Raw genomic sequence first — 22,772 nt, forward strand, 5'->3', positions numbered from 1 at the left:
TCATGATTAGCCCACAAATAGCAGGATAAAGAAAAAGCTTCTTGGGCATTATTTTTTGAGAGGAGCTTACGGGAAGAGGTGTTAAAAAGTGAAGAAACCGATAAAAGAACAAAAGATGGTATTGGTCATTCTTTTGAGTAATATATTTATCGCTTTTTTAGGGATTGGATTAATCATTCCGGTTATGCCGTCCTTTATGAATGATATGGGTTTAACAGGGAAGACGATGGGATATCTCGTTGCAGTGTTTGCAATGGCCCAGCTCATTACTTCACCTATTACAGGCCGATGGGTTGACCTTTACGGTAGGAAGAAAATGATCATCATTGGATTATTTATTTTTGGTGTTTCAGAACTTCTTTTTGGATTAGGAAAAGATGTATGGATGCTTTATGTAGCAAGGGTATTAGGCGGAATTAGTGCTGCGTTTATTATGCCTGGTGTTACGGCATATGTTGCGGATATTACATCTATTCAGGAACGTCCAAAGGCGATGGGATACTTATCTGCGGCTATTAGTACTGGATTCATTATAGGGCCTGGAATCGGCGGATTTATTGCAGAATACGGTATACGTGTGCCGTTTTTCGTTGCAGCAGTAATTGCTTTTATAGCATGTGTGATTTCGATTTTTATTTTAAAAGAACCGTTAACGAAAGAAGAACTTGCAGAGATTTCTTCTAATACGAAAGAATCAAGTTTTATTGGTGATTTAAAGAAATCATTACATCCAATGTATGCAATTGCATTTATTATTGTATTTGTACTCGCATTCGGATTATCAGCGTATGAAACAGTGTTTAGCTTGTTCTCTGATCATAAATTTGGTTTCTCGCCGAAAGATATTGCAGCGATTATTACAATTAGTTCAATCTTTGGGGTAGTTGTACAGGTATTTATGTTTGGCAAATTGGTAGACATGTTCGGTGAGAAAGTATTAATCCAAATATGTTTAATTGTAGGGGCAGTATTAGCATTCGTCTCGACTGTAGTCTTTAATTATTGGATTGTACTTCTCGTTACTTGCTTCATTTTCTTAGCATTTGATTTACTTCGTCCAGCTTTAACGACGTTTTTATCAAAAGCAGCTGGAAAAGAGCAAGGATTCGTTGCTGGTATGAACTCGACTTATACGAGTTTAGGAAATATCGCAGGACCAGCGATGGGCGGAATATTATTTGATATGAATATTCATTATCCATATGCATTTTCAGGCGTTGTTTTAATAGTTGGTCTCGGCATTACATTTATGTGGAGAGAGAAACAGTTGGCTGAAAGTTTTGCGAAGTAATAAAACCCCTTACGACGGTAAGGGGTTTTTGTTCTATCCTGATTAAAGTTTCATTTTATAAACTTAACCCAAACCGTTTTAATTCAATAAAAATCCCCTCTAATTGCTTTCCTTTATCCGTTAATGTGTACTCTACACGAGGCGGAACTTCTGGATATACTTTTCTCGTTATAATGCCTTGAGACTCTAATTCTTTTAGTCGAAGCGATAATGTTTTTGGACTAATACCATCCATTGATTTTTGTAAATCACTAAAGCGTAATGTTCCTTCGATAAGAAGATCACGAATGATTAAAAACGTCCATTTTGTACTAATTACATCAAGCGTTTTAGCGATGGGACAAGGTATGCCAGGTAAACCTTTCGTTAATTCAACTGGATTTATATCGTTCATGGAACTAGCCTCCATAAAATTTTTTTGGATGAATTTGCTTTATAGTATCACAAAACTATACTTTTGGTAACTATATGAAAAAAATATCACTACTTCCATAAAGGAAGTTAGTGTATATACAATAGTAATACGAAGCAAAAAGGATTTATATAAGGAGGTGGTGATTTCCATGGGGATAAAAAAGTTATTTGGATTTCTTAGTTTGTTTGTTATTTGTATTGTGCTTGTAGCATGTGGTGTGGAACAAAAAACTGAAGTTCAATTATTAAAAGAAATGCCAAAGCCAAAAGCAATGACAATTGATCCCTCACTAAGTAAAAAAGAAGCGACAGAAATGGTTCATGCGGCGCAGCGTTTTTATGCATTTTGGGATACAGGTAAGGAGGAACTTATTCCGCAGACTGTTACTAAAGATTTCTTCGATAATACATTGCCGAAAGGGCGACCACAAGGCATTGAAGGATTAAAGTTTGCAGCGCAAAATTTTCGTAAAGTTGTGCCTGATATACATTGCGAGATTGAAGACTTATTAGTTGTTGGTGATAAAGTAACAGCCCGTCTTTCTTTTACAGGAACACATAATGGTAAGAAAATTAATTTTTTTGCAATTGATATTTTACATGTGAAAGACGGAAAGATAACGGAAGATTGGCATTTAGAAGATAATCTTACACTACAGCAGCAACTCGGCTTAATAGCTGAAGAGTAGATCATATAGGGGAGAGGAAAGCGATGAAAAATATATTTATTATAAATGGACATGAAAAATACGGTACAAAGGAAGGACGATTAAATAAAACGTTAGTAGATTATATGGTTACTGTATTAGGCGAGAATCATCATGTGAAAACAACAACGATTCAAGATGGTTACAATATTAAAGAAGAACAAGATAAGTTTTTATGGGCTGATGTTGTGATTTATCAAACGCCGATTTACTGGTTTAGTGTACCGGGCTTATTTAAAACGTATATGGATGAAGTATATGAATACGGTTTGTTCTTTAAAGGTGCTGATGAATATGGAACAGGTGGTTTATTAAAAGAGAAAGAGTATATGTTCTCTACAACTTGGAATGCACCTGAAAAAGCATTTGGAGATAAGACGAAGTTCTTTGAAGGAGAAAGTTTAGAATCAGCGCTTAGTCATTTACACCGCGTGCAGAAGTTTCTCGGTATGAGTCCGTTAAAGAGTTTTGCTTGTTATGATGTGGTGAAGAATCCGGATATAGAGAAGTATTTAGGGAACTTGAAGAATCATTTAGAAGAAGTCATTCAATAATTAGAGTCATCCCCGTATTTAATGCGGGGATGACTCTATCCATAACTTCGCAAAATTTGCCCAGCCGAATGAATCAGTTGTTACGTTTTTTTAGGAAGGGTGATATGTTATTCTTTTTAAAACGGATCAACTTCAGCTAAATCAGGATTGCTATTTGGGTTTGTTAATAAGACTTTCAGCTCACCTACTTCAGAGAGCGCAACGAGGATATAACCACTAATAAGGACGACGAGTCCGATGACCCTTAATGTTTGCAGTGTGATATCACGGCTATTGTTTTCGGAGTTGTCTTGGGGCGTTGAAGGTGGATTGTTATTCATAAATAGGGCTCCCATCTTTTGTATTTATATATGTGCGAAATCATTATTTAACTTATGGATAGGAATTATATAGTCATTTTCACTATATGAGAACTGCCTATGAAAAGTGATAAGGAATTTTTGGGCGAGAAAAGAGGGGAATCCAAAAGATTATTAAAACTGAACTTTTGGATTCCCCTCTTTTTATTTATCTTGCTATTTGTGGTGGTCGGATTTCCTGCAAACGACCAGTTGGTGAGGGCTAATGAATCAGTGGGGGGATGAATAAAACCCCACTGATTCATTATTTTCATGTAAATAAAAGGAGGTTAGTTAACCAAAGTAGTTATCCTAATATACGCAATGATTCTTTAATAAACGCCGGTATATCTTCTGGTTGTCTACTTGTGACTAGCTGGTTTTGGCATACGACAACCTCTGTGTCATGAAAGTTTCCGCCGGCGTTTTTTAAATCGACTTCAATAGATTTATATCCAGTGACATCACGTCCTTCAAGTGTTTGTGCAGTGATGAGTAGCTGAGGTCCGTGACAAATAGCGAAAACAGGTTTTTTTGCATCCATAAATGCTTTACTAAAGCGAACGAAACGCTCATCTGCACGAAGTATATCTGGAGAAAATCCACCGGGTATGAAGAGTGCATCAAAGTTTTCTGGAGAAACACCATCAATATTTTTATCAATTACGACTTCGCTTTTTTCTTGTTTACCGTGTACCGTTTTACCTTTTTCCATTTCAATAGTTGTTAATTCATATCCCTTCTGTTTAAAAGCTTCTACTGGCTCTGTGTATTCTGTGTCCTCGAAATAATCCGTTATTAAAATAGCAATTTTTTTACTCATTCTAATCCGCTCCTTACATTATATTATCGGTTCCAGAATCGTCCTTGGGCAATGCCTTCTATAAATGACTCAATTGAAGTGTTTGTTAAGTTGTAAACTCCTGCTCCATCCAGTTTAATCTTACTATGGTCCAAAGCATGAGGATTACTAAGAACATGAGCTATCGGTTTAAAATGTTTAAAAGTAGTTTCTGCAAATTCTAAAACAGGGGGGTGAATGACAGACTCACTACTAAACACTAATACTGCATCAAAAAGGGAGGAGTCTGTTGTTGTATAAGTATCAGTTACTTTAATGGAATCATTGAACTGATAAATTTTATTATCTATGATGCTATAGTTAATTCGGTGTTGTACAAAAGCTTGAATCCATTCGGACAGAAGTGAGACGCTTGGGTCACCATTTAATAGAATTGCAACATTTTTGGAATCAGATTTAAAAATAGTATTGGACATACTTAGTGCAGGTGATTTTGCATCTGAATTTACTTCGTGATTTTCCTTAGGTAAAGGAGCTCCAATAATGTTAGCGACTTCTTGTGCTAATTGACGATCGACGTGGTTTAAGAGAGCAATTACATTTGCCTTCACCATGTCTGATTTACACTTCCCAACTTCAAAGCAAAAAGCTTCTTTTATGTGCTGCTTTTCAATAGGGCTCATACTATTGTAGAAAAGTTTAGCCTGAGAATAAAAGTTAAGAAAGCTTTTACTGCGACCTCTAATTTTATGCCCATCAATCTTTTCTTGATAATGTTCATATCCTCCTTGTTCGGCTTGGACGGTTGCAGGTTGATTGTTATTTAATCCATTAGGATGATAGCTTGTTTGACCGCGATGAATCTGCATTTGATGCATACCATCACGTTGATTATTATGAAAAGGACATACGGGCTGATTGATAGGGATTTGATGGAAATTAGGGCCCCCTAAACGAGATAATTGTGTATCTGTATAGGAGAATAATCTTCCTTGCAGAAGAGGGTCATTTGAAAAATCAATACCTGGTACGACATGACCAGGGTGAAAAGCTACCTGCTCTGTTTCAGCAAAGAAGTTATCAACATTTTTGTTCAATGTCATTTTACCAACTAATTTTACGGGAACTTTTTCTTCTGGCCATAATTTCGTTGGATCTAAAATATCAAAATCAAATTTATGTTCATCTTCTTCTGGAATTAACTGTAATCCAAGTTCCCATTCAGGATAATCTCCTTTTTCAATTGCTTCGTATAAATCTTGACGATGAAAATCAGGATTTTTCCCAGCAATCTTTTGAGCTTCATCCCATACTAATGAATGAACCCCGAGGGTAGGTTTCCAGTGAAACTTTACAAAATGGGCTTTTCCTTCTGCGTTAATGAGTCGAAATGTGTGAACTCCAAAACCTTCCATCATTCGTAAACTACGCGGAATAGCTCGGTCGCTCATTTGCCACATGACCATATGAGTGGACTCAGGATTATGCGCAACAAAGTCCCAAAAGGTATCGTGAGCGCTAGCTCCTTGAGGAATATCATTATGTGGTTCTGGTTTAACTGCATGGACAAAATCAGGAAATTTAATAGCATCTTGGATAAAGAATACTGGCATATTATTACCCACTAAATCATAGTTTCCTTCATCTGTATAAAATTTTGTGGCGAATCCGCGTACATCTCTTACTGTGTCGTTGGATCCTTTAGAACCTTGAACGGTTGAGAACCGTACAAATACAGGTGTTTTCTTTGAAGGATTAGTAAGAAAATCTGCTTTCGTATATGTTTCTAAAGATTCATAAAGCTGAAAATAACCATGAGCGCCAACCCCGCGTGCATGAACAATCCTTTCGGGAATTCGTTCGTGATCAAAATGAGTCATTTTCTCGCGAAAGTGGAAATCCTCCATTAAGGTTGGGCCTCTTAAGCCCATCTTTAAAGAAAATTCATCTTCAGCTATTTTTAACCCTTGATTTGTTGTTAAAGCATGTTTGCATTGATTGTCAGTAACGTGATGCTTCAATTGTTCCGTTTTTTTATTCACAATATAGGCCCCTCCTTTACTCTGTTAATTTAATAGATACCCTTTTTATTAGTATGTAAACATGTATTATCGTTTTTGTATGTAAAAATCATAAAATATCGGTTGTTTCAGTGATTCTTGTTTGAGGAAGCAAAATAAAAAAGTCAAGGATAATTTATTTTCTCCTTGGCTTTTAAGATATTTCTTTTCGTTAAAACGAAGAAACGCGTTGCTTCGTTTTTGGTACAATAATAAATTTGATCCAGAGTAACCCGATAATCATAATGATAAAGCTATGTAAAATTTGTCCTGTAGCAATGAGTATAACACTCGAAAATACAATGAGTTGAATACTTAGCAATATAAAGATTAAGCTAAGAAATTGTTTCATTCTTTCTTCAGTATGGATTGGATATAATGCTACAATAATATTTCCCGAAAAATATTTCCACAGTGAACGAAGCTGCATAGAGATCATATATAGAACGATATAAGCGATAGCACCTTTTACGTATATGTTTGGTATAAAATATAAGGCGAAAGCACCGATCAATCCTAAGCGAATATATATACCGAAATAATCATTTCCACGTAAAAATGCTAGTGTATGTAAGTAGAAGAAAGTTGCTCGTTTTTTATGTAATAAAGGTTCAATCCAAGTTGTAAGCCATTTTCTTTTATTTACTTGCTTATTTAGTTGCGGAACATCGGTGAAGATGCTAGCAAATTGATAAAAACGAACGTTCATTTTTTCTTCTTGCTCGATTATGTAATCCCACGGTATTCGCTTTGTAGGCTGTTTTTTCGTATATAGAATTAGGAAAGCAAGTAGTAAGAGTAGTCCGCCCAATATGAGAACATTTGCGGAATAAAACAGCATGTAAATGATTAGGGCGTTACAAGTAATACGAATGATCAGCCATATATTTTTTTCGTGACTATCACGCCACATCCAATGTATGTACATGTTCCAAGCTTTCGTAATCATTAACGCGATAAAGATTGTACATAAAAAAGGTACAGTTAATTGCAATGATTGCATAGCAAGTGGTACGAGAATAAGGAACGTAAATAATAATGGAAAAAGCTGAATGATGTAATTGTATAGAAGAGATTTTTTGAAATAGGATGTTAATTTCTCTTCTAATGCAAGCAAATAGACAGCATCAGGTTTTTGAATAAATGTACGGATAGGGGATCTCGTTATAATGAATGTAAGTACAATCGTGATGAGTAGTAAAGATATTCCTTTAGAAGGAGATGTTTTTAGAAACTGAGCATAGTAGTATGCGCCAACGCATGAAATAAAGATAAAGCTATATAGTAAACCGTTAATCATACGTGCAAAGTATGTAATGATATTTTGAATATGTTGTTGGAAGCGACTGCTCCATAGCGATTCGATTGACATGTTTTTCACCTCTTTGTTCTATTATATATGTTTTACAAAAGAAAAAACGAGCAAATTGCGTTATGCAACTTGCCCGTTTTTCTTTTCGTTATTTTTTTTCTGATCACGATTCATTAATGGATAGAAAGCAAATCCAATTACGAATAAACCAATTCCGAGAAGGAACGTTTTTATATCGGATGCGCCGGTTTTAATAACCCATAGTGCGTAGCAAAGTGCGATCACTGCGACTATACCATCTGTAATTCTTGCCCGCATTTCATTTTTATATGTTTCACCAGTTGCGACTAGTTTTAACTGGAAGATTGGTGAAACGAGATATGGAATGAGGTAGGCCAGTGTTGATACGGTAATAACGAATGTATAAGCTTCCGCAATAGTTCCTGATAATGTTGAGAATAGGAATACTTGCGACATAATGTTTGTTAATCGTAATGAGTAAATTGGACTTCCTTTTTTATTTGTTTTCGTGAAGAAGGAAGGGAAGAAACCTTCTTTTGCTGCTTGATAAGGTACTTCTGAGCTTAATAAAATCCAGCCTAAGATAGAACCGAACAGGGAAGTAAGAGCAAGTAATGCCATAAGTTTCCCGCCGCCATGACCCATTGCAGCGTTTAGTGCATCTGCTAATGGACGTTCCGAAGCTTGTAATTTATCAACATGAAGTACACCCATTGTTAAAATTGTAATTCCTAAGTAAATCGCAACTGTAATAAGTAATCCCGCAACTGTTGCACGTTTTACCGTTTTTGGAGAAACAGCACGGTTTGATAAAAGAACGGCTGATTCAATTCCGATAAACGCCCAAAGCGTTGTAAGAGCAGCTAAATTTACTTGTGAAAGAAGACCGTGTGATACACCTGATTTATCAATCATCGGCGTGTACCATTGTCCAAACTTAGAAGCTTCGAATGCAAATAACGTAACGACGATGAATAAAAGGAATCCAGTTACTTTCGTTGTTGTTGCTAAGAAGTTTAGCTTTCCAGCTCCGCTTACACCATTTGTTAATATAATATGAGTTCCCCAAAGTAAGATGGAACAAATCGTAAATGTAATTAGTTTTCCGACTTCTACGTTAAAAGAACCGATTGAAAATAGTAGTCGCGTATCTTTCATAATTGGGAAGAAGAGCGATAAATATCCCGCAAATGATGTAATGATGGCAACGTTACTTGCCCAGTTTGCAACCCAATATCCCCATACCATACTGAAGCCAGCCATTTTTTTCTTTTTTGGTGTTGAGAATAAAGCATATGCATGACTTTGTGGCCCTGTCGTTAAATCAGGACGACGAATTGCTAAATTACCGAAAACAAGAGCTAGCATTAAAACACCAAATCCTGTAGTTAACCAAGCTAAAGTGACACCGAGTGGGCTTGCTGTTTGTGCCAACGTACTTGGCACCATGAAAATACCAGCGCCAACCATGTTACCGACAACGAAAGCTGTTAGTACCCAAAAGCCCCATTTTTTTTGTTGCATAGAAAATACCTCCAAAGTTAGTATAACCAAGTCAAGCGAGGAGATATGTATGTCTTCCTGAGTCAGGAAGAGAAGTCCCAAACAAAACAAAAAAAGCACGTAATCTGCCGCTACATGCTTTCTATCTTATAAGAAACCCACGACATATCTCTCGATAGCTCTCCACAAACGAAACGTTTGTGACAGTTCTGCACTTATTAAATGCAGACCCAGCAAGCGTGCATGGTGGACACGACTTACTTCGGCAACCATTCCTTTCTCATTCCTTCATCAATGCCACTACATCTCCTGAAATGATACTCTTAATGATTGCAACCTCTACCTCACCGAGATACGAATGAGGATTTAAATATTAAATTAACGTCTTTAAGAGTAACAAATGAATTTTTATACGTCAATGGATATAGTAATAATCAGATTATAGAGAAGAGTTTGTGATTAGGAATGAATAATTATTTGATATAAAAAGAAGCCGATCTAAACTAGATCAGCTTCTACATATAAAATTAAACTAAGTTTAATACTGTTACTTTTTCACGTGTCATAGACTCAAGGCTCTTACGAATACCTTGTGCGCCCATACCTGAACCTTTTACACCAATGAATGGGAAGTGGTCAGGGCCGCGCTCTGTGCGTCCGTTAATTTGTACAGAACCAGTTTCGATTTTGTTAGCAATTGCAAATGCTTTGTTAATGTCTTTAGTGAAGACACTTGCTTGCAGACCGAACTCTGATTTGTTAGCAATTTCAATTGCTTGTTCATCTGAAGAAACACGGATGATTGGAAGGATTGGGCCGAATGGCTCTTCCCAAGCAACTTTCATCTCTTCTGTTACGTGATCGATTAATGTTGGGTAAATTAAGTTACGCTCACGTTTGTTACCGATAACGATTGTAGCACCTTTTTCTACAGCGTCGTCAACTAAACCTTGAACGAAGTCAGCAGACTTGTCGTCGATTAATGGAACGATTGTGCTGTCTTGTTCTGGAGATCCAACTGATAGTTCAGCTACTTGTGCTTTTACTAAGTCAACAAGCTCGTCCGCTACGTTTTCGTGTACAAGTACACGTTTAATAGCTGTACAACGTTGACCAGAGTAAGAGAATGCACCGCTTACGATATGGTTTGCAGCATCTTGTAAGTCAGCATCTTCACGAACGATACCAGGATCTTTACCACCAAGTTCTAATACAAGTGGAATCATTGAAGCTTTTTTCGCTAAATGTTTACCTGTGTTTGTACCACCTGTGAACGATACCATATTGATGCCTTCGTGTTCTACTAAGTAGTCACCAATTACAGAACCGCGTCCTGTAGCTACGTTTACAAGACCTTTTGGAAGGCCAGCTTTGTGAAGTGCTTCCACCATTTTAATACCACTAATTGCACCTTGAGTTGCTGGTTTGAAAATAACAGCGTTACCCATAATTAATGCTGGTGCAAGTTTTGCAGCAGATAAGTTTACTGGGTAGTTAAATGGTGCGATTGCTAATACAACACCAAGTGGTGCGCGTTGGATAATCGCAAGTTTAGATTTCGTTCCGCCAGGGAAGCTATCGCCCATCATGCTTTCTCCGTGCATATGTAAAGCTTCTTCGATCGTGTAACGAATGAAGTCAGCTGTACGAACAACTTCTTTCTTCGCATCTTTATAGCCTTTACCGACTTCTTTCATAATGATATCGGCAATTTCATCCTGCATATTTACGAGCTCATCAGCCCATTTATATAAGTATTTTGCGCGATCTTGTAGGGAAGCTTCAGCCCATGATTTTTGAGCTTCTTTTGCAGATGCAATTGCTTCATCTACTTCTCCGCGAGTAATTGCTTGTACTTGTCCAATTACTTCGTGTAAGTATGGAGATGGAATTTCGATTGTTTCTCCTGAAGAGCTTTCTCTCCATTCTCCGTTTAAATAAAATTTGTACGTATTGCTAGTTGTCATGATTAGTCCTCCTAAAATAGCAACTTGTAAGAGTGAGTATAAGGTGATTGTAGGGGGTTTGATAACATTTTTCAAATGAAATGTTTGTGAAAACGATTTCTTATTCTTTTTTTATTTTGTATGCCCTTTCTTACGGAATATTCTCTTATTTCAAAATGATGTAGCGTATATTTTTATTCAGTTTGTAAAAAAAAAATTGACAGAATACTCAATAAAGTTGTAAGATTATAAATGGAAAATAAATGAAAGGGGTGTGCGTAATGATTGTAATCGTAAATGTAATGGGCTTAGCTCTGTTAAATGGCAGAAAACATTCATATCATTACGCAACCCGTGCGGATATATAAGGCATTCTCTGTCTTATAAGAAGCGTACGTTGCGTATATCGTAACGTACGCTTTTTATGCATTTTTGTGCATATCGTCAAGCGGCGGTATGCTTTTTTTTGTTTATTTTTCCTTGTATGGTTACGATGAAAATTTTGGAAGGTGGAAAAATGTGATGAGATTGTATGGGTTACGAAATGTAAATGTGATGGGTCTGGATAGTGGATAAAGAAGTGAGAGTTAAACGAGAACGAGAAGGGAGAGGTTACATTGTTATCAGTATTACTAAAGCTAAAATGGTTTTTTAAAGAGCATTGGAAGAGATATAGTATCGCTATTGGAGCTCTTTTAATTGTAAATATAGTTGAAGTCATTCCCCCGAAAGTGTTAGGGGTTACGATAGATAATATAAAAACAGGAACGTTAACGAATGCGGAGATTATGCAATTTATTCTCATTTTAATAGGGGTTACGGTAATTGGATATGGTCTTACTTTCGTTTGGCAACACCAGCTGTTTGGGGGAGCATTCGTACTGGAGAAAACGATGCGCTCTAAATTTATGGGGCACTTACTTAAAATGACACCGACGTTTTATCATAAAAATCGTACGGGTGATTTAATGGCGAGAGCGACAAATGATTTAAAAGCAATTGCTATGACAGCTGGTTTCGGTATATTAACGCTCGTGGATTCGAGTTTATATATGCTTACGATTGTCTTTATGATGGGATTTACAATTAGTTGGGAGCTTACATTTGCGGCGCTTATACCGCTTCCGATTATGGCGTATGCGATGAACATATATGGAAAGAAATTGCATGAGAGATTTACAGTCGCGCAAGATGCGTTCGGAGATATGAATGATAAAGTACTTGAATCGATTGCTGGTGTGCGTGTTATTCGTGCATACGTACAAGAGAATGCAGACGAGGAAAGATTTCATCATTTAGGAGATGACGTCTACGAAAAAAATATGAAGGTAGCAAGAATTGATGCATTATTCCAACCAACTGTGAAAATGCTTGTCGGTCTTAGTTATTTAATCGGCTTAGTGTACGGTGCATACCTTGTGTTCCAGTCAAAGGTGACGCTTGGTGAACTCGTTTCTTTTAACGTGTATTTAGGGATGATGATTTGGCCGATGTTTGCAATTGGTGAATTAATCAATGTTATGCAAAGAGGAAATGCTTCGCTTGACCGTGTGAATGAAACGTTAGCGTATGAGCCAGATGTAAAGAATCCAAAACATCCAAAGCTTGTGCAAGATCCGGATTATATTCAGTTTGATGATGTGTCTTTCTCATACCCTTCATCAACTGAAGAAAATTTAAAGAAGGTTTCTTTCACATTAAAGCAAGGAGAAACGCTAGGGGTTGTCGGAAAAACAGGAAGCGGGAAAACGACGCTTGTACGTCAGCTTCTTCGTCAATATCCGCTTGGAGATGGAGATATTGCGGTCTCTGATGTGACATTAGATAAAATAACAAATGAAAATGTACTCGGATGGATTGGGTATGTACCTCAGGAACATATTTTGTTCTCAAAAACAGCGAGAGAAAATATTTTATTCGGAAATAGGGAAGCGACGGAAGAAGAACTTGAGAAAGCAATTGAAATTGCTGCGTTTAAAAAAGACTTAGAGTTTTTACCAGAAGGATTAGAAACGCTCGTTGGAGAGAAAGGTGTTTCTTTATCAGGAGGGCAAAAACAAAGGATCTCGATTGCGCGAGCTGTTATTCAAAATCCAGAAATTTTAATTTTGGACGATTCTTTATCAGCTGTAGATGCTCGTACGGAAGCAGCGATCATTGAAAATATAAGAACAGAAAGAAGCGGAAAGACGACGATTATTACGACGCACCGTTTATCTGCAGTGCAACATGCGGATTGGATTCTCGTTATGGATGAGGGGCAAGTAATGGAAGAAGGTACACATGCTCAGCTTATCCAGAGCGGAGGCTGGTATGCTGAGCAGTTTGAAAGACAACAAGGTGAAAGTGAAAGTGCGGATAGTGGGGTGAAAATATGAGCGTTTCAAAACGATTGTTTCAATATGCGATGAAAGTGAAGGGGACGATTTTTGCAGCGATGCTAATGTTATTTATTTTCGTCATTGCAGAGCTTGCTGGTCCTTTCGTCGCTAAAACGATGATTGATGATCATATCGTCGGGATAGAGAAACCTTGGTATGAAACAGAAAAGAGTGAAGAAGCTGTTTCATATAATGGCGCTTTTTATAAGCGAAGTGATCGCTTTGAACAAGGCGAGACAAAAGATAAAGAAGTACGTGTGATGCAAGTCGGTTTTCAATATTATTTTGTACCGAATAAAGTGAATATTGAAGGGTCACGTACTGTAAAAGGTGATATGATTACCGTTCAAAATGGTAAGGCGGTGCAAGTGTATAAAGCGAAGGCATTAACGAAAGAAGAAGTGTTTGCATTTTATAAACCAGAAATAAACCGTCTATTATTACTTGGTGGTGGCTATTTCGCTTTATTAGTAGTCGTATCATTATTTGCATACGGAAAGCAGTTCTTCTTGCAGAAGGCAGCGAACAAAATTATTCAAATTATGAGGGAAGATGTGTTTTCTCATATTCAAACGTTGCCGATTCGTTATTTCGATCATTTACCGGCGGGGAAAATTGTTTCGCGTGTGACGAATGATACAGAGGCCATTCGTGATTTATATGTAACTGTACTTGCAACATTCGTTTCTAGTATCATTTATATTATTGGGATATTCGCTGCGCTATTTTTATTAGATGTGAAGCTCGCTTCATTATGTTTATTAATTATCCCAATTTTAATTGTTTGGGCGATTCTTTATAGAAAATATGCGTCTGTATATAATCATAAAATGCGTTCACGTTTATCCGATATTAACGGAACAGTGAATGAATCCATTCAAGGGATGCCAATTATTCAAGCGTTCCGTCAAGAGCGTGAAACGAAAAAAGAATTTGAAGAATTAAACGGCGATTATTTTAAGTATCAAAATAAAATTTTAAATTTAAATGCAGCAACTTCGCATAACTTAGTAGCTGTATTAAGAAATATCGCTTTCACAGGAGTGATTTGGTATTTCGGCGGTGCGTCATTAAGTGCTACAGGTATTATTTCACTTGGGGTACTGTATGCGTTCGTCGATTATTTAACACGATTATTCTCGCCAATTACGAATATGGTGAACCAGCTTGCAAACTTAGAGCAAGCGCGCGTTGCATCAGAACGTGTCTTTGAATTGTTAGAGGAAAAAGGAGAAGCGGTAGAAGAAGAACGTATGCCTCGTTTAAAAGGAAATGTAAAATTTGATAATGTATCATTTTCTTATAATGGAAAAGATGAAGTGTTAAAAAATATTTCTTTTGAAGCGAAACAAGGCGAGACAGTGGCACTTGTCGGTCATACTGGATCAGGAAAAAGTTCTATCATGAATGTACTCTTTCAATTTTATGAGTTTGAAAAAGGAAAGCTTACGATTGATGGTCATGATGTAAGAGAAATGCCGAAACAAGCAACTCGTGAGCATATGGGAATCGTACTGCAAGACCCGTTTCTTTTTAGCGGGACGGTCGCTTCCAACGTAAGCTTAGAAAACGAAAAAATTTCAAAAGAGCGCATTGTAAAGGCGCTACGTGATGTTGGTGCTGAAAGATTTGCAAACAATATAAATGAAGAAATTACAGAAAAGGGAAGTACGCTTTCCACTGGAGAACGTCAGCTTATTTCGTTTGCTAGGGCGCTTGCTTTTGATCCAGCTATCTTAATTTTAGATGAAGCAACATCTAGTATTGATACAGAAACAGAGGCGATGATTCAACAAGCGCTGGAAGTTGTGAAAAAAGGAAGAACGACGTTTATTATTGCTCACCGCCTTTCAACAATTAAAAGCGCAGATCAAATTATTGTGCTCGATAGAGGGACGATTTTGGAAAAAGGGTCTCATGATGAACTCATGAAAAAGCGTGGGCGTTATTATGATATGTATAAAACGCAAATGGAAGGCAATCAGAGTGCTTAATAGGTATGGAGGAGAACTTGTGATTTTCACAAGTTCTTTTTTATTGACGAACATGTCGACTCTTTAGCGAATTACGACAGTTAAATAAGAAGTATTGTTTTACCTTTTTCTTTATAAATGCTATATTAAAAAATGTTACTTATTTTTTGTATGTGGCGTTATTTTTCCCTTTTGTTTGATTATGAAGAAAAAGGATAAACTAAATAAGAACATTTTCATTGAAAAATTGTTCAAGATTGCATACAATCAATATAGTTTTTAAATTCCTATCAGAATACTTGGAGGATTACAATCATGAAGAAATTATTTTCAGTGCTTGCAGTAACTACATTAGCGATCGGGATTGTAGCCGGCTGCGGTAAAGAAGAGAAAAAAGATACAGCTAGTCAAGACGCGTTACAAAAGATTAAACAAAGCGGTGAACTTGTAATTGGTACAGAAGGTACATACCCACCATTTACGTTCCACGATTCAAGCAATAAATTAACTGGATTTGATGTTGAATTAGCAGAAGAAGTTGCAAAACGTTTAGGTGTAAAACCTGTATTTAAAGAAACACAATGGGATAGCTTACTGGCTGGCCTAGATGCAAAACGTTTCGATATGGTTGCAAACGAAGTTGGTATTCGTGAAGATCGTCAAAAGAAATACGATTTCTCTAAGCCATACGTTTCATCTTCAGCGGCATTAGTTATTGCAAAAGATAAAGATAAGCCTGCTACATTTGCTGATGTAAAAGGACTAAAAGGAGCACAATCTTTAACGAGTAACTATGCAGATATCGCTAAGAAAAATGGTGCGGAAATTATTGGTGTAGAAGGATTTAGCCAAGCAGCAGAATTATTAGCTTCAGGACGCGTTGACTTCACAATCAATGATAAGTTATCAGTACTAAACTACTTAGAAACGAAAAAAGATGCGAAAATTAAAATTGTAGATACTGAAAAAGAAGCTTCAGAAAGTGGATTCTTATTCCGTAAAGGTAGCACTAAGCTTGTACAAGAAGTAGATAAAGCGTTAGAAGATATGAAAAAAGACGGTACGTATGACAAAATAACGAAAAAATGGTTCGGTGAAAATGTATCTAAGTAGTGCATTGGTTTCAGATCGATTGTCTACTTGGATAGATATTATGCAGTCTTCCTTCATGCCTATGCTGAAGGAAGCTGTTTTTACGACAATTCCATTAACGCTTATTACATTTATTATCGGGATTATACTGGCAACGTTAACAGCGCTCGCACGTATTTCTGGTAGTCGTATTTTACAATGGATTGCTCGTATCTATGTATCTATCATTCGCGGAACGCCACTTCTTGTACAGTTATTTATTATTTTCTATGGTCTTCCAACTCTTAATATTGAAGTTGAGCCATATACAGCAGCAGTTGTTGGATTTTCATTAAATGTCGGTGCATATGCATCTGAAATTATTCGTGCTTCTATCCTTTCCATTCCGAAAGGGCAGTGGGAAGCAGCTTACACAATTGGGATGACATATCCACAAGCATTAAAACGTGTTATTTTACCACAAGCAACGCGCGTATCAATTCCACCGCTTTCGAATACATTTATTAGCTTAGTGAAGGATACTTCATTAGCATCATTAATTTTAGTAACAGAAATGTTCCGAAAAGCGCAGGAGATTGCGGCGATGAACTACGAGTTTTTAATTGTTTATTTTGAAGCAGGTCTTATTTATTGGGTTATTTGTTTCTTATTATCAATCGTACAACAGATGTTAGAGAAGCGTTCAGAACGCTACACATTAAAATAATCCTTTTACAAAAGGAGTTTTTGTTTTTATGATTTCAATTCAGCACTTACAAAAAAGTTTCGGAGATAATACCGTACTAAAGCATATAGATTTAACAGTTGAGAAAGGCGAGGTTGTTGTTATTATTGGACCGTCTGGATCTGGTAAAACGACATTCTTACGTTGTCTTAACGTACTAGAAACACCAAACGCCGGTAGCATTCGCATCGGCAATAAAGAGCTTAATTTTGCTCAAAAAGTATCGAAGAAAGATATTGTAAATCTTCGTACGCAAACAGGTATGGTATTCCAGCACCATAACTTATTCCCTCATTTGACAGCACTTCAAAACGTAATGGAAGGACTCATTACAGTGAAAAAAGTAGGGAAAGAAGAAGCGAAGAAAAAAGCAAACTACTTCCTTGAAAAAGTTGGTTTAGCAGATAAAGTGGATTTATATCCATTTCAATTATCAGGCGGACAACAACAGCGTGTTGGAATTGCGCGCGCGCTTGCGATGGAGCCGGAAGTGTTACTATTTGATGAGCCGACGTCAGCACTTGATCCTGAACTTGTTCAAGAAGTTCTGAAAGTAATGAAAGAACTTGCTAAAGAAGGTATGACGATGGTCATTGTAACGCACGAAATGCGTTTTGCACATCAAATTGCGAACCGTGTTATTTTCATGGATGGCGGTGTCGTTGTTGAACAAGGTACACCAGAAGATGTATTTACAAATCCAAAAGAAGAACGTACGAAGAAGTTTTTACAAATGTTGCAATAAATTAAGGAAGGTCTCAAGGCATATGCCTTGAGACCTTTTTGCCATATATATTTATTTGTGGAATCCGCCAAGGCTTTGCTCAGCCATTGCAACTAGACGTTTTGTAATTTCTCCACCAACTGAACCGTTAGCACGAGCCGTAGAATCTGCTCCTAATTGTACACCAAATTCTTGAGCGATTTCGTACTTCATTTGATCGATTGCAGCTGTTGCACCTGGTACTACTAATTGATTTGAAGAATTTTGGTTTGCCATAGGAATATATCCTCCTTAGAGTTATAAAAGTTTTTTTGGTTGGACTAGCTGGAGTTGAACCAGATTATCGCCCCGGTTGGCGCTAATCCATCGGTAATTAAGTTTGTACTCATAGTATGGATGTTACCTAGAAAGATATACAAAATAATAATTTGTAAATTTTGTCAAAAAAACTTATTGATTTCGTAAATTATGAAATAAGAGTAATCGTTGTATTTTTAAGAAAACAGGCCAAACTAAGGAGGATATTAAATATAATTTTCTCATTGTAGCCTGCTACTTGTAGGCTAATCATTAGCTTCTTATTTATGATTTATTGAAATGAAATCGGTAGCAACTTCATAGTTCTATTTTTAAGTAGGGATGGAGTGACCGCTCCTATGCATGGGTAGGTGCTCTCTTCAATCTAAAAAAGAGAGGCTTTAAACGATAACGTATGGAGGAATCATGATGGGGATTTGCCCGCTTTGCAACGCATTAGAATCACAAACATATTCTTGTCAAAATTGCCAAAGTATACTCCAAGATTATGGGAAGTCTGTAGATTACATAGACGATTATAGTGCCTATATGGATCAAGAATTATTAAATGCAGTAGATGGTTTAACGCATAATAATTCAAATGAATATTGCAATCATATTTTTTATTGCGGAGTATGTAACGTGGAAACAGAGGTTGTAGTAAAACTTGTGTAAATAGAAAACTTCCACCTTATTATCTAGGTGGAAGTTTTTGTTTTTGTATTTGTGAGTGAATCATAGGGGAAGGGATATGTTCGGTATTTGATGAAGCCCCTGATTTTATTTGAGACATTTTTTCTTTTGTATCACGTAAAGAATGTTCAGTTAAGTAGACGGCATATTCGTAAAATAACTGGCGCGTCATTTCACTTTGCTCTTTTAATTTTTCATCTTGGAATACAGTTCGCCCAGGTTTAGAGTTGGCTTCAAAGAGCCACGGATTTTCCTTTGTGTCTAAACCGATATCAAAACCGATTTCTCCAATATTTCCGGTTACTTGTTCATCGAGCGCGTAACTTATTTGTAAGGCAGTATGTTTTAATTTGTTTTCAATTTGAACTTGTTTCGTTGAATCTGGAAAAAGCTCTTGTAGCAATTTTGTATCACCGCCGCTATTTACGTGCGTTGTTAAACTGCCTTTGCCGGCGATTTTGGCGACGATTGCACTAACTATCCAATTACCGAAATGATTTTTATTTGTATGAATGCGGAAATCAACAGGTTGCCCATCGAAGCGAAGTAACGAAATACCTTGCTGTACGATAAATTTTTTTAAATCATGTCCCTTTAATACGTGGTTTAGAAGAGTTTCTAATGATTGATACTTTCTCAGTTTATTTTCTTCATTTTCGCGATAACGACAGTAGTAGCAATTCTCTGTTTGAGAATAAAATATTTGATGAATATTTCTACCAAAGCTCCCGTGTATTGGTTTCATGTACACTGATTTATACGTGCCAAGAAACCGTTCTACTTGTTCAAAATGCTGAAATGCTTCTGTGTTTGGTAATAAGGGTCTAATTGATTCGTCTTTCATAAGAAGTTGATGAACTTCCCATTTATTGAAAAAACCTGGATTAAACCATGGAATGGAGTAGTCTTGTTCTAACTTTCTTTTTGCTCTGACGATTGGTTTGTAATTTTCTGCTTGTCGATTTGGTAATCGATCGTAAATGACATTTGGTAAAGGAACCTTTTTCTTTATCCATTGTTTCTCTTGAAAGAAATATCCTTCAATCGTTTCTTCTTCCCAGTTTATATGTTGAACGCCAAAGACGAATACGAACGGTCGTAATGAGAATGGTGGTGTTAACAACTCACTGAGGGCAATTGAACGATTTCCTAAAGGGATAGAAGAATCATCGTTAAAGCCAGTTGTGAAAATGCCGATTAATGGTCCGAAAATAATTGTTTGGTTTTGTGTGAATGCATGAATAGTGGTTGATTGAGGTAGTAAAAGTTTTTCAGCAATATGTTTTCCGATAATAATTTCGCGAGTAAAGGAATAATGAATTTTCACCTCTTCACTTGCAATGTGACGTATACCGAAGGAGAGGGATGTAATAGGTGGCGTAATAGAAAAAACGTAAGGTAAAGTAATACTATTTGGATGTTCATCTGAAATGTTTAATGTATATATATGTTCTTTCAAAATAGGTTTACCTCCTTTCATTATGGTGTAAAGCGACTGAATTTAAGTGGTCCGTGAAATATCTTTTCAGCTAATGAATCACTATGACGAATGTATTGTTCGTAAGGGGGAATCGTGTTGACATACATAAGCCAAATTGCGCCTTTTTGATCCATAATGGTGGAAAGTTCTAGTTCAAATAACGAAGAATAAGACTGATCTAGTGTTTGGAATACTTCATTTACAATGTCGTGTAAAGCATCTTGCAATAGTTGCACACCCGTACTAGATAGTACGTATTTAATTTTTGAAAATGAATGTAATGAATCATCGTCCGTTGTTGAGGGTAAAAGCTGATTAGGAAATGAGCTTTTTTGTATAAATTGACCGATAACATTCCAAGTTTGTTCTTTGTTTTTTTGCAAAATGGTTCGAATGTGGAGTGGATATGTTAATTGATTTGGTGGTTGTAGCATAGTGTGCGCTATGTAACGGGATGAACGTATGTTAGATTTACACCAAGATATAAATTCGTCTGTCCGTTTGATTGTAATAGAAGTATGGTATTTTTCATTTACTGTATCGATATGAAACGTTTTATTTTTGTAAGCAATTCGATATAAGTTATCCTTAGAATGTATATTAGTGGGGCGTATAATAATATCTTTAGTTTTTAACAACAGTTTGAAAATGTTTTGTATCGTTGCTATTTCAAATTTTGGTATATAAGGAGACAGTTTCTTATTAGTGAGAAATAAATCATGTAGTTCACTTAAATTAATAAGTGTGTTATTTAAAAAGGTAGTGGAAGGACGATTGTGCAAAGAGTGAATAATTGATTTTGCTTTTTCAAAGTCTGTTTCCTCGTGAAAAGAATAACGATCATATATATAAGAAGGAATAGGGAATGTTTGCTCTTTCCATTTTCCTGTATCTGTATCGTAAATAAGACCAGAAACAAGGTCTGTTTTAGGATCAATACAAAATGGCGTAAACTGGACAACGACATTATGATAAAGCCGAGCGCGTTTAGCGATTTCGGTGTAATATGTTTGCTCATAATGAAGTTTAGAAGCTAAAAGACCGAGAACCAACGAAATCACTCCTTTACTACTATTTGCATAATAGGCGAAGCTATATATTGCAAATACGTTTTTATACCATTATACTTTTGTCCGTATGATGATATGCTATAGTTTTGGAGAAGTGAAAGGTTGATTGTAATGAATATATGGTTAAATATGTTAACGACGACAGGACTCGGAGCAATTATTGGGGGATACACGAATCATTTAGCGATAAAAATGTTATTTCGTCCTCATCGCCCTATTTATATCGGAAAGTTTCAAGTTCCATTTACACCAGGATTAATTCCGAAACGTCGTGATGAACTTGCTGTTCAATTAGGGAAAATGGTCGTAGAACATTTGTTAACACCGGAAGGAATCGGAAAAAAGCTAACAAATGAAGAGTTTCAAAAAGGTTTAATCCACTGGGCGCAAGTGGAAGTGGATAAAGTAATTAAGAATGAACAATCACTGCGACATATGTTAGAAAAATGGAATGTAGCGCATGTAGAAGAAGAAGTGACTCAAAAAATTGAATATGTGATTACAGAAAAAATACAGGCATTTTTAGCTGAGTATTATACATATACATGGGAACAGGCTTTACCTCATTCTGTAAATGAAAAAGTAGAGAATGCGATTCCGAATGTCTCGGCGTTTATTTTAGAGCGAGGAATTAGCTTTTTTGAAAGTGAAGAAGGGAAAGGCCGTCTTTCAAAAATGATTGATGATTTCTTTGCTTCTCGCGGAACGCTACTTAACTTAGTCGGAATGTTTTTAGGAAATGTAAGTGTAGTGGATCGTGTGCAGCCAGAAGTTATTAAGTTTTTAGGGCAAGATGGTACAAAGCAGCTTTTAACTGACGTACTGCAAAAAGAGTGGGAAAAGTTAAAAGGAAGAGATGTAAAAGAATTAGAATCGTTTGTAGAGAAAGAAATGATTGTAAGCTCCGTGTTGTCAGCAGTTAAAGTAGAGGAAACAGTGAGTAAGTTTTTAAATCAATCTGTTCAGCAAGTATGTGAGCCAGTTCGAGAAACAATTATTGAAAAAGTGGTTCCAAGCACAGTAACGAAAGGCTTGAAGTGGGGAACAGAAAACGTAGAGAGTATACTAAACAATCTACATCTTGCGGAAATTGTCCAGCAAGAAGTGTCTACATTCTCAACAGAAAGATTAGAAGACTTAGTTCTGTCTATTACGAAAAATGAATTGAAAATGATTACGTATTTAGGAGCATTATTAGGTGGAATAATCGGACTCGTACAAGGATTGTTACTATTGTTTCTTAGATAATAAGGTGAGTACATAGAAATAAAAGTGAAATTTCTTCACATCTCTTGCATAGTTTGATATGGTAAGAAGAGGTGCGTATGTAAATGCACTGAAAAGGCAGTGCGTATGAAAAGCGCTAGCCTTCTAAAGGAGGAAAAATAAA

The 22,772-nt window shown here is 36.4% G+C and carries 21 protein-coding genes and 1 riboswitch; of the genes, 11 read left to right on the forward strand and 10 right to left on the reverse strand.

What is annotated here, in order from left to right:
* The first annotated feature begins 88 nt into the window (after positions 1-88).
* A complete protein-coding gene (locus MR160_RS10840) occupies positions 89-1,291 on the forward strand; it encodes an MFS transporter (RefSeq protein WP_000742945.1) in 1,203 nt (400 codons plus the stop codon).
* A gap of 55 nt (positions 1,292-1,346) precedes the next feature.
* On the opposite strand, the gene MR160_RS10845 is transcribed toward MR160_RS10840, so the two are convergent.
* Complete coding sequence (locus tag MR160_RS10845; RefSeq protein WP_000997917.1) at positions 1,347-1,685, reverse strand: winged helix-turn-helix transcriptional regulator; 339 nt, start codon at positions 1,683-1,685, stop codon at positions 1,347-1,349.
* Positions 1,686-1,854: 169 nt separating this feature from the next.
* Here MR160_RS10845 and MR160_RS10850 point away from each other — a divergent pair, with 169 nt between their 5' ends.
* Together MR160_RS10850 and MR160_RS10855 are read left to right on the forward strand one after the other, a co-directional pair.
* On the forward strand, positions 1,855-2,394 hold the full coding sequence (locus tag MR160_RS10850; RefSeq protein WP_000511560.1) for an ester cyclase: 540 nt from the start codon (positions 1,855-1,857) through the stop codon (positions 2,392-2,394).
* Positions 2,395-2,417: 23 nt separating this feature from the next.
* Positions 2,418-2,966, forward strand: a complete 549-nt coding sequence (locus MR160_RS10855; protein ID WP_000789180.1) for an NAD(P)H-dependent oxidoreductase — start codon at positions 2,418-2,420, stop codon at positions 2,964-2,966.
* 116 nt (positions 2,967-3,082) lie between these two features.
* Here the strand turns inward: MR160_RS10855 and MR160_RS10860 are convergent, their stop codons facing one another.
* Complete coding sequence (locus tag MR160_RS10860) at positions 3,083-3,286, reverse strand: hypothetical protein (RefSeq protein ID WP_001063872.1); 204 nt, start codon at positions 3,284-3,286, stop codon at positions 3,083-3,085.
* A gap of 99 nt (positions 3,287-3,385) precedes the next feature.
* Here MR160_RS10860 and MR160_RS10865 point away from each other — a divergent pair, with 99 nt between their 5' ends.
* Entirely contained in the window at positions 3,386-3,550 is a 165-nt protein-coding gene (locus tag MR160_RS10865; protein ID WP_017762826.1) for a hypothetical protein, read from the forward strand.
* Positions 3,551-3,611: 61 nt separating this feature from the next.
* Here MR160_RS10865 and MR160_RS10870 read toward each other — a convergent pair whose 3' ends face one another.
* The 5 genes from MR160_RS10870 to gapN form a co-directional block, all read right to left on the reverse strand.
* The gene (locus MR160_RS10870; protein WP_000037536.1) at positions 3,612-4,127 is read right to left on the reverse strand and encodes a type 1 glutamine amidotransferase domain-containing protein; all 516 of its coding nucleotides are present in this window, start codon (positions 4,125-4,127) and stop codon (positions 3,612-3,614) included.
* Between the two features lie 23 nt (positions 4,128-4,150).
* Positions 4,151-6,148, reverse strand: a complete 1,998-nt coding sequence (locus MR160_RS10875; RefSeq protein WP_001036526.1) for a catalase — start codon at positions 6,146-6,148, stop codon at positions 4,151-4,153.
* A gap of 190 nt (positions 6,149-6,338) precedes the next feature.
* Entirely contained in the window at positions 6,339-7,538 is a 1,200-nt protein-coding gene (locus MR160_RS10880) for an ABC transporter permease (RefSeq protein WP_242297334.1), read from the reverse strand.
* A gap of 60 nt (positions 7,539-7,598) precedes the next feature.
* Positions 7,599-9,023, reverse strand: coding sequence for an amino acid permease (locus MR160_RS10885; RefSeq protein WP_001186317.1), 1,425 nt, complete (start codon positions 9,021-9,023; stop codon positions 7,599-7,601).
* Between the two features lie 147 nt (positions 9,024-9,170).
* Positions 9,171-9,352: riboswitch (Lysine riboswitch) on the reverse strand.
* A 177-nt stretch (positions 9,353-9,529) separates the two neighbouring features.
* Positions 9,530-10,969, reverse strand: coding sequence for an NADP-dependent glyceraldehyde-3-phosphate dehydrogenase (gene gapN / locus MR160_RS10890; RefSeq protein WP_000213629.1), 1,440 nt, complete (start codon positions 10,967-10,969; stop codon positions 9,530-9,532).
* 596 nt (positions 10,970-11,565) lie between these two features.
* On the opposite strand from gapN, the gene MR160_RS10895 reads away from it, so the two are divergent.
* From MR160_RS10895 to MR160_RS10915, 5 genes are all read left to right on the forward strand, one after another.
* Entirely contained in the window at positions 11,566-13,326 is a 1,761-nt protein-coding gene (locus tag MR160_RS10895; protein ID WP_000953777.1) for an ABC transporter ATP-binding protein, read from the forward strand.
* Entirely contained in the window at positions 13,323-15,323 is a 2,001-nt protein-coding gene (locus MR160_RS10900; RefSeq protein ID WP_242297336.1) for an ABC transporter ATP-binding protein, read from the forward strand. The genes MR160_RS10895 and MR160_RS10900 overlap by 4 nt, the downstream gene beginning before the upstream one ends.
* A gap of 294 nt (positions 15,324-15,617) precedes the next feature.
* Positions 15,618-16,415, forward strand: coding sequence for an amino acid ABC transporter substrate-binding protein (locus MR160_RS10905; RefSeq protein ID WP_000732844.1), 798 nt, complete (start codon positions 15,618-15,620; stop codon positions 16,413-16,415).
* On the forward strand, positions 16,402-17,100 hold the full coding sequence (locus tag MR160_RS10910; RefSeq protein WP_000281496.1) for an amino acid ABC transporter permease: 699 nt from the start codon (positions 16,402-16,404) through the stop codon (positions 17,098-17,100). The genes MR160_RS10905 and MR160_RS10910 overlap by 14 nt, the downstream gene beginning before the upstream one ends.
* Before the next feature lie 28 nt (positions 17,101-17,128).
* Entirely contained in the window at positions 17,129-17,863 is a 735-nt protein-coding gene (locus MR160_RS10915) for an amino acid ABC transporter ATP-binding protein (RefSeq protein WP_000623613.1), read from the forward strand.
* 51 nt (positions 17,864-17,914) lie between these two features.
* On the opposite strand, the gene sasP is transcribed toward MR160_RS10915, so the two are convergent.
* The gene (gene sasP, locus MR160_RS10920) at positions 17,915-18,118 is read right to left on the reverse strand and encodes a small acid-soluble spore protein, SasP family (protein ID WP_000013338.1); all 204 of its coding nucleotides are present in this window, start codon (positions 18,116-18,118) and stop codon (positions 17,915-17,917) included.
* A gap of 450 nt (positions 18,119-18,568) precedes the next feature.
* On the opposite strand from sasP, the gene MR160_RS10925 reads away from it, so the two are divergent.
* Positions 18,569-18,814 carry a hypothetical protein gene (locus tag MR160_RS10925; RefSeq protein WP_000510472.1) on the forward strand — a complete coding sequence of 82 codons (246 nt, stop codon included), beginning with the start codon at positions 18,569-18,571 and terminating at the stop codon, positions 18,812-18,814.
* Positions 18,815-18,833: 19 nt separating this feature from the next.
* Here the strand turns inward: MR160_RS10925 and MR160_RS10930 are convergent, their stop codons facing one another.
* Positions 18,834-20,291: a YheC/YheD family endospore coat-associated protein gene (locus MR160_RS10930; RefSeq protein WP_000658095.1), complete on the reverse strand. Its 1,458-nt coding sequence runs from the start codon at positions 20,289-20,291 to the stop codon at positions 18,834-18,836.
* Between the two features lie 20 nt (positions 20,292-20,311).
* A complete protein-coding gene (locus tag MR160_RS10935) occupies positions 20,312-21,364 on the reverse strand; it encodes a YheC/YheD family endospore coat-associated protein (RefSeq protein ID WP_242297337.1) in 1,053 nt (350 codons plus the stop codon).
* A gap of 129 nt (positions 21,365-21,493) precedes the next feature.
* On the opposite strand from MR160_RS10935, the gene MR160_RS10940 reads away from it, so the two are divergent.
* Positions 21,494-22,630: a DUF445 domain-containing protein gene (locus MR160_RS10940; protein WP_012614747.1), complete on the forward strand. Its 1,137-nt coding sequence runs from the start codon at positions 21,494-21,496 to the stop codon at positions 22,628-22,630.
* Positions 22,631-22,772 lie beyond the last annotated feature (142 nt).

This window comes from Bacillus cereus group sp. BfR-BA-01382 (assembly GCF_022663475.1).
Lineage (GTDB): Bacteria > Bacillota > Bacilli > Bacillales > Bacillaceae_G > Bacillus_A > Bacillus_A thuringiensis_S.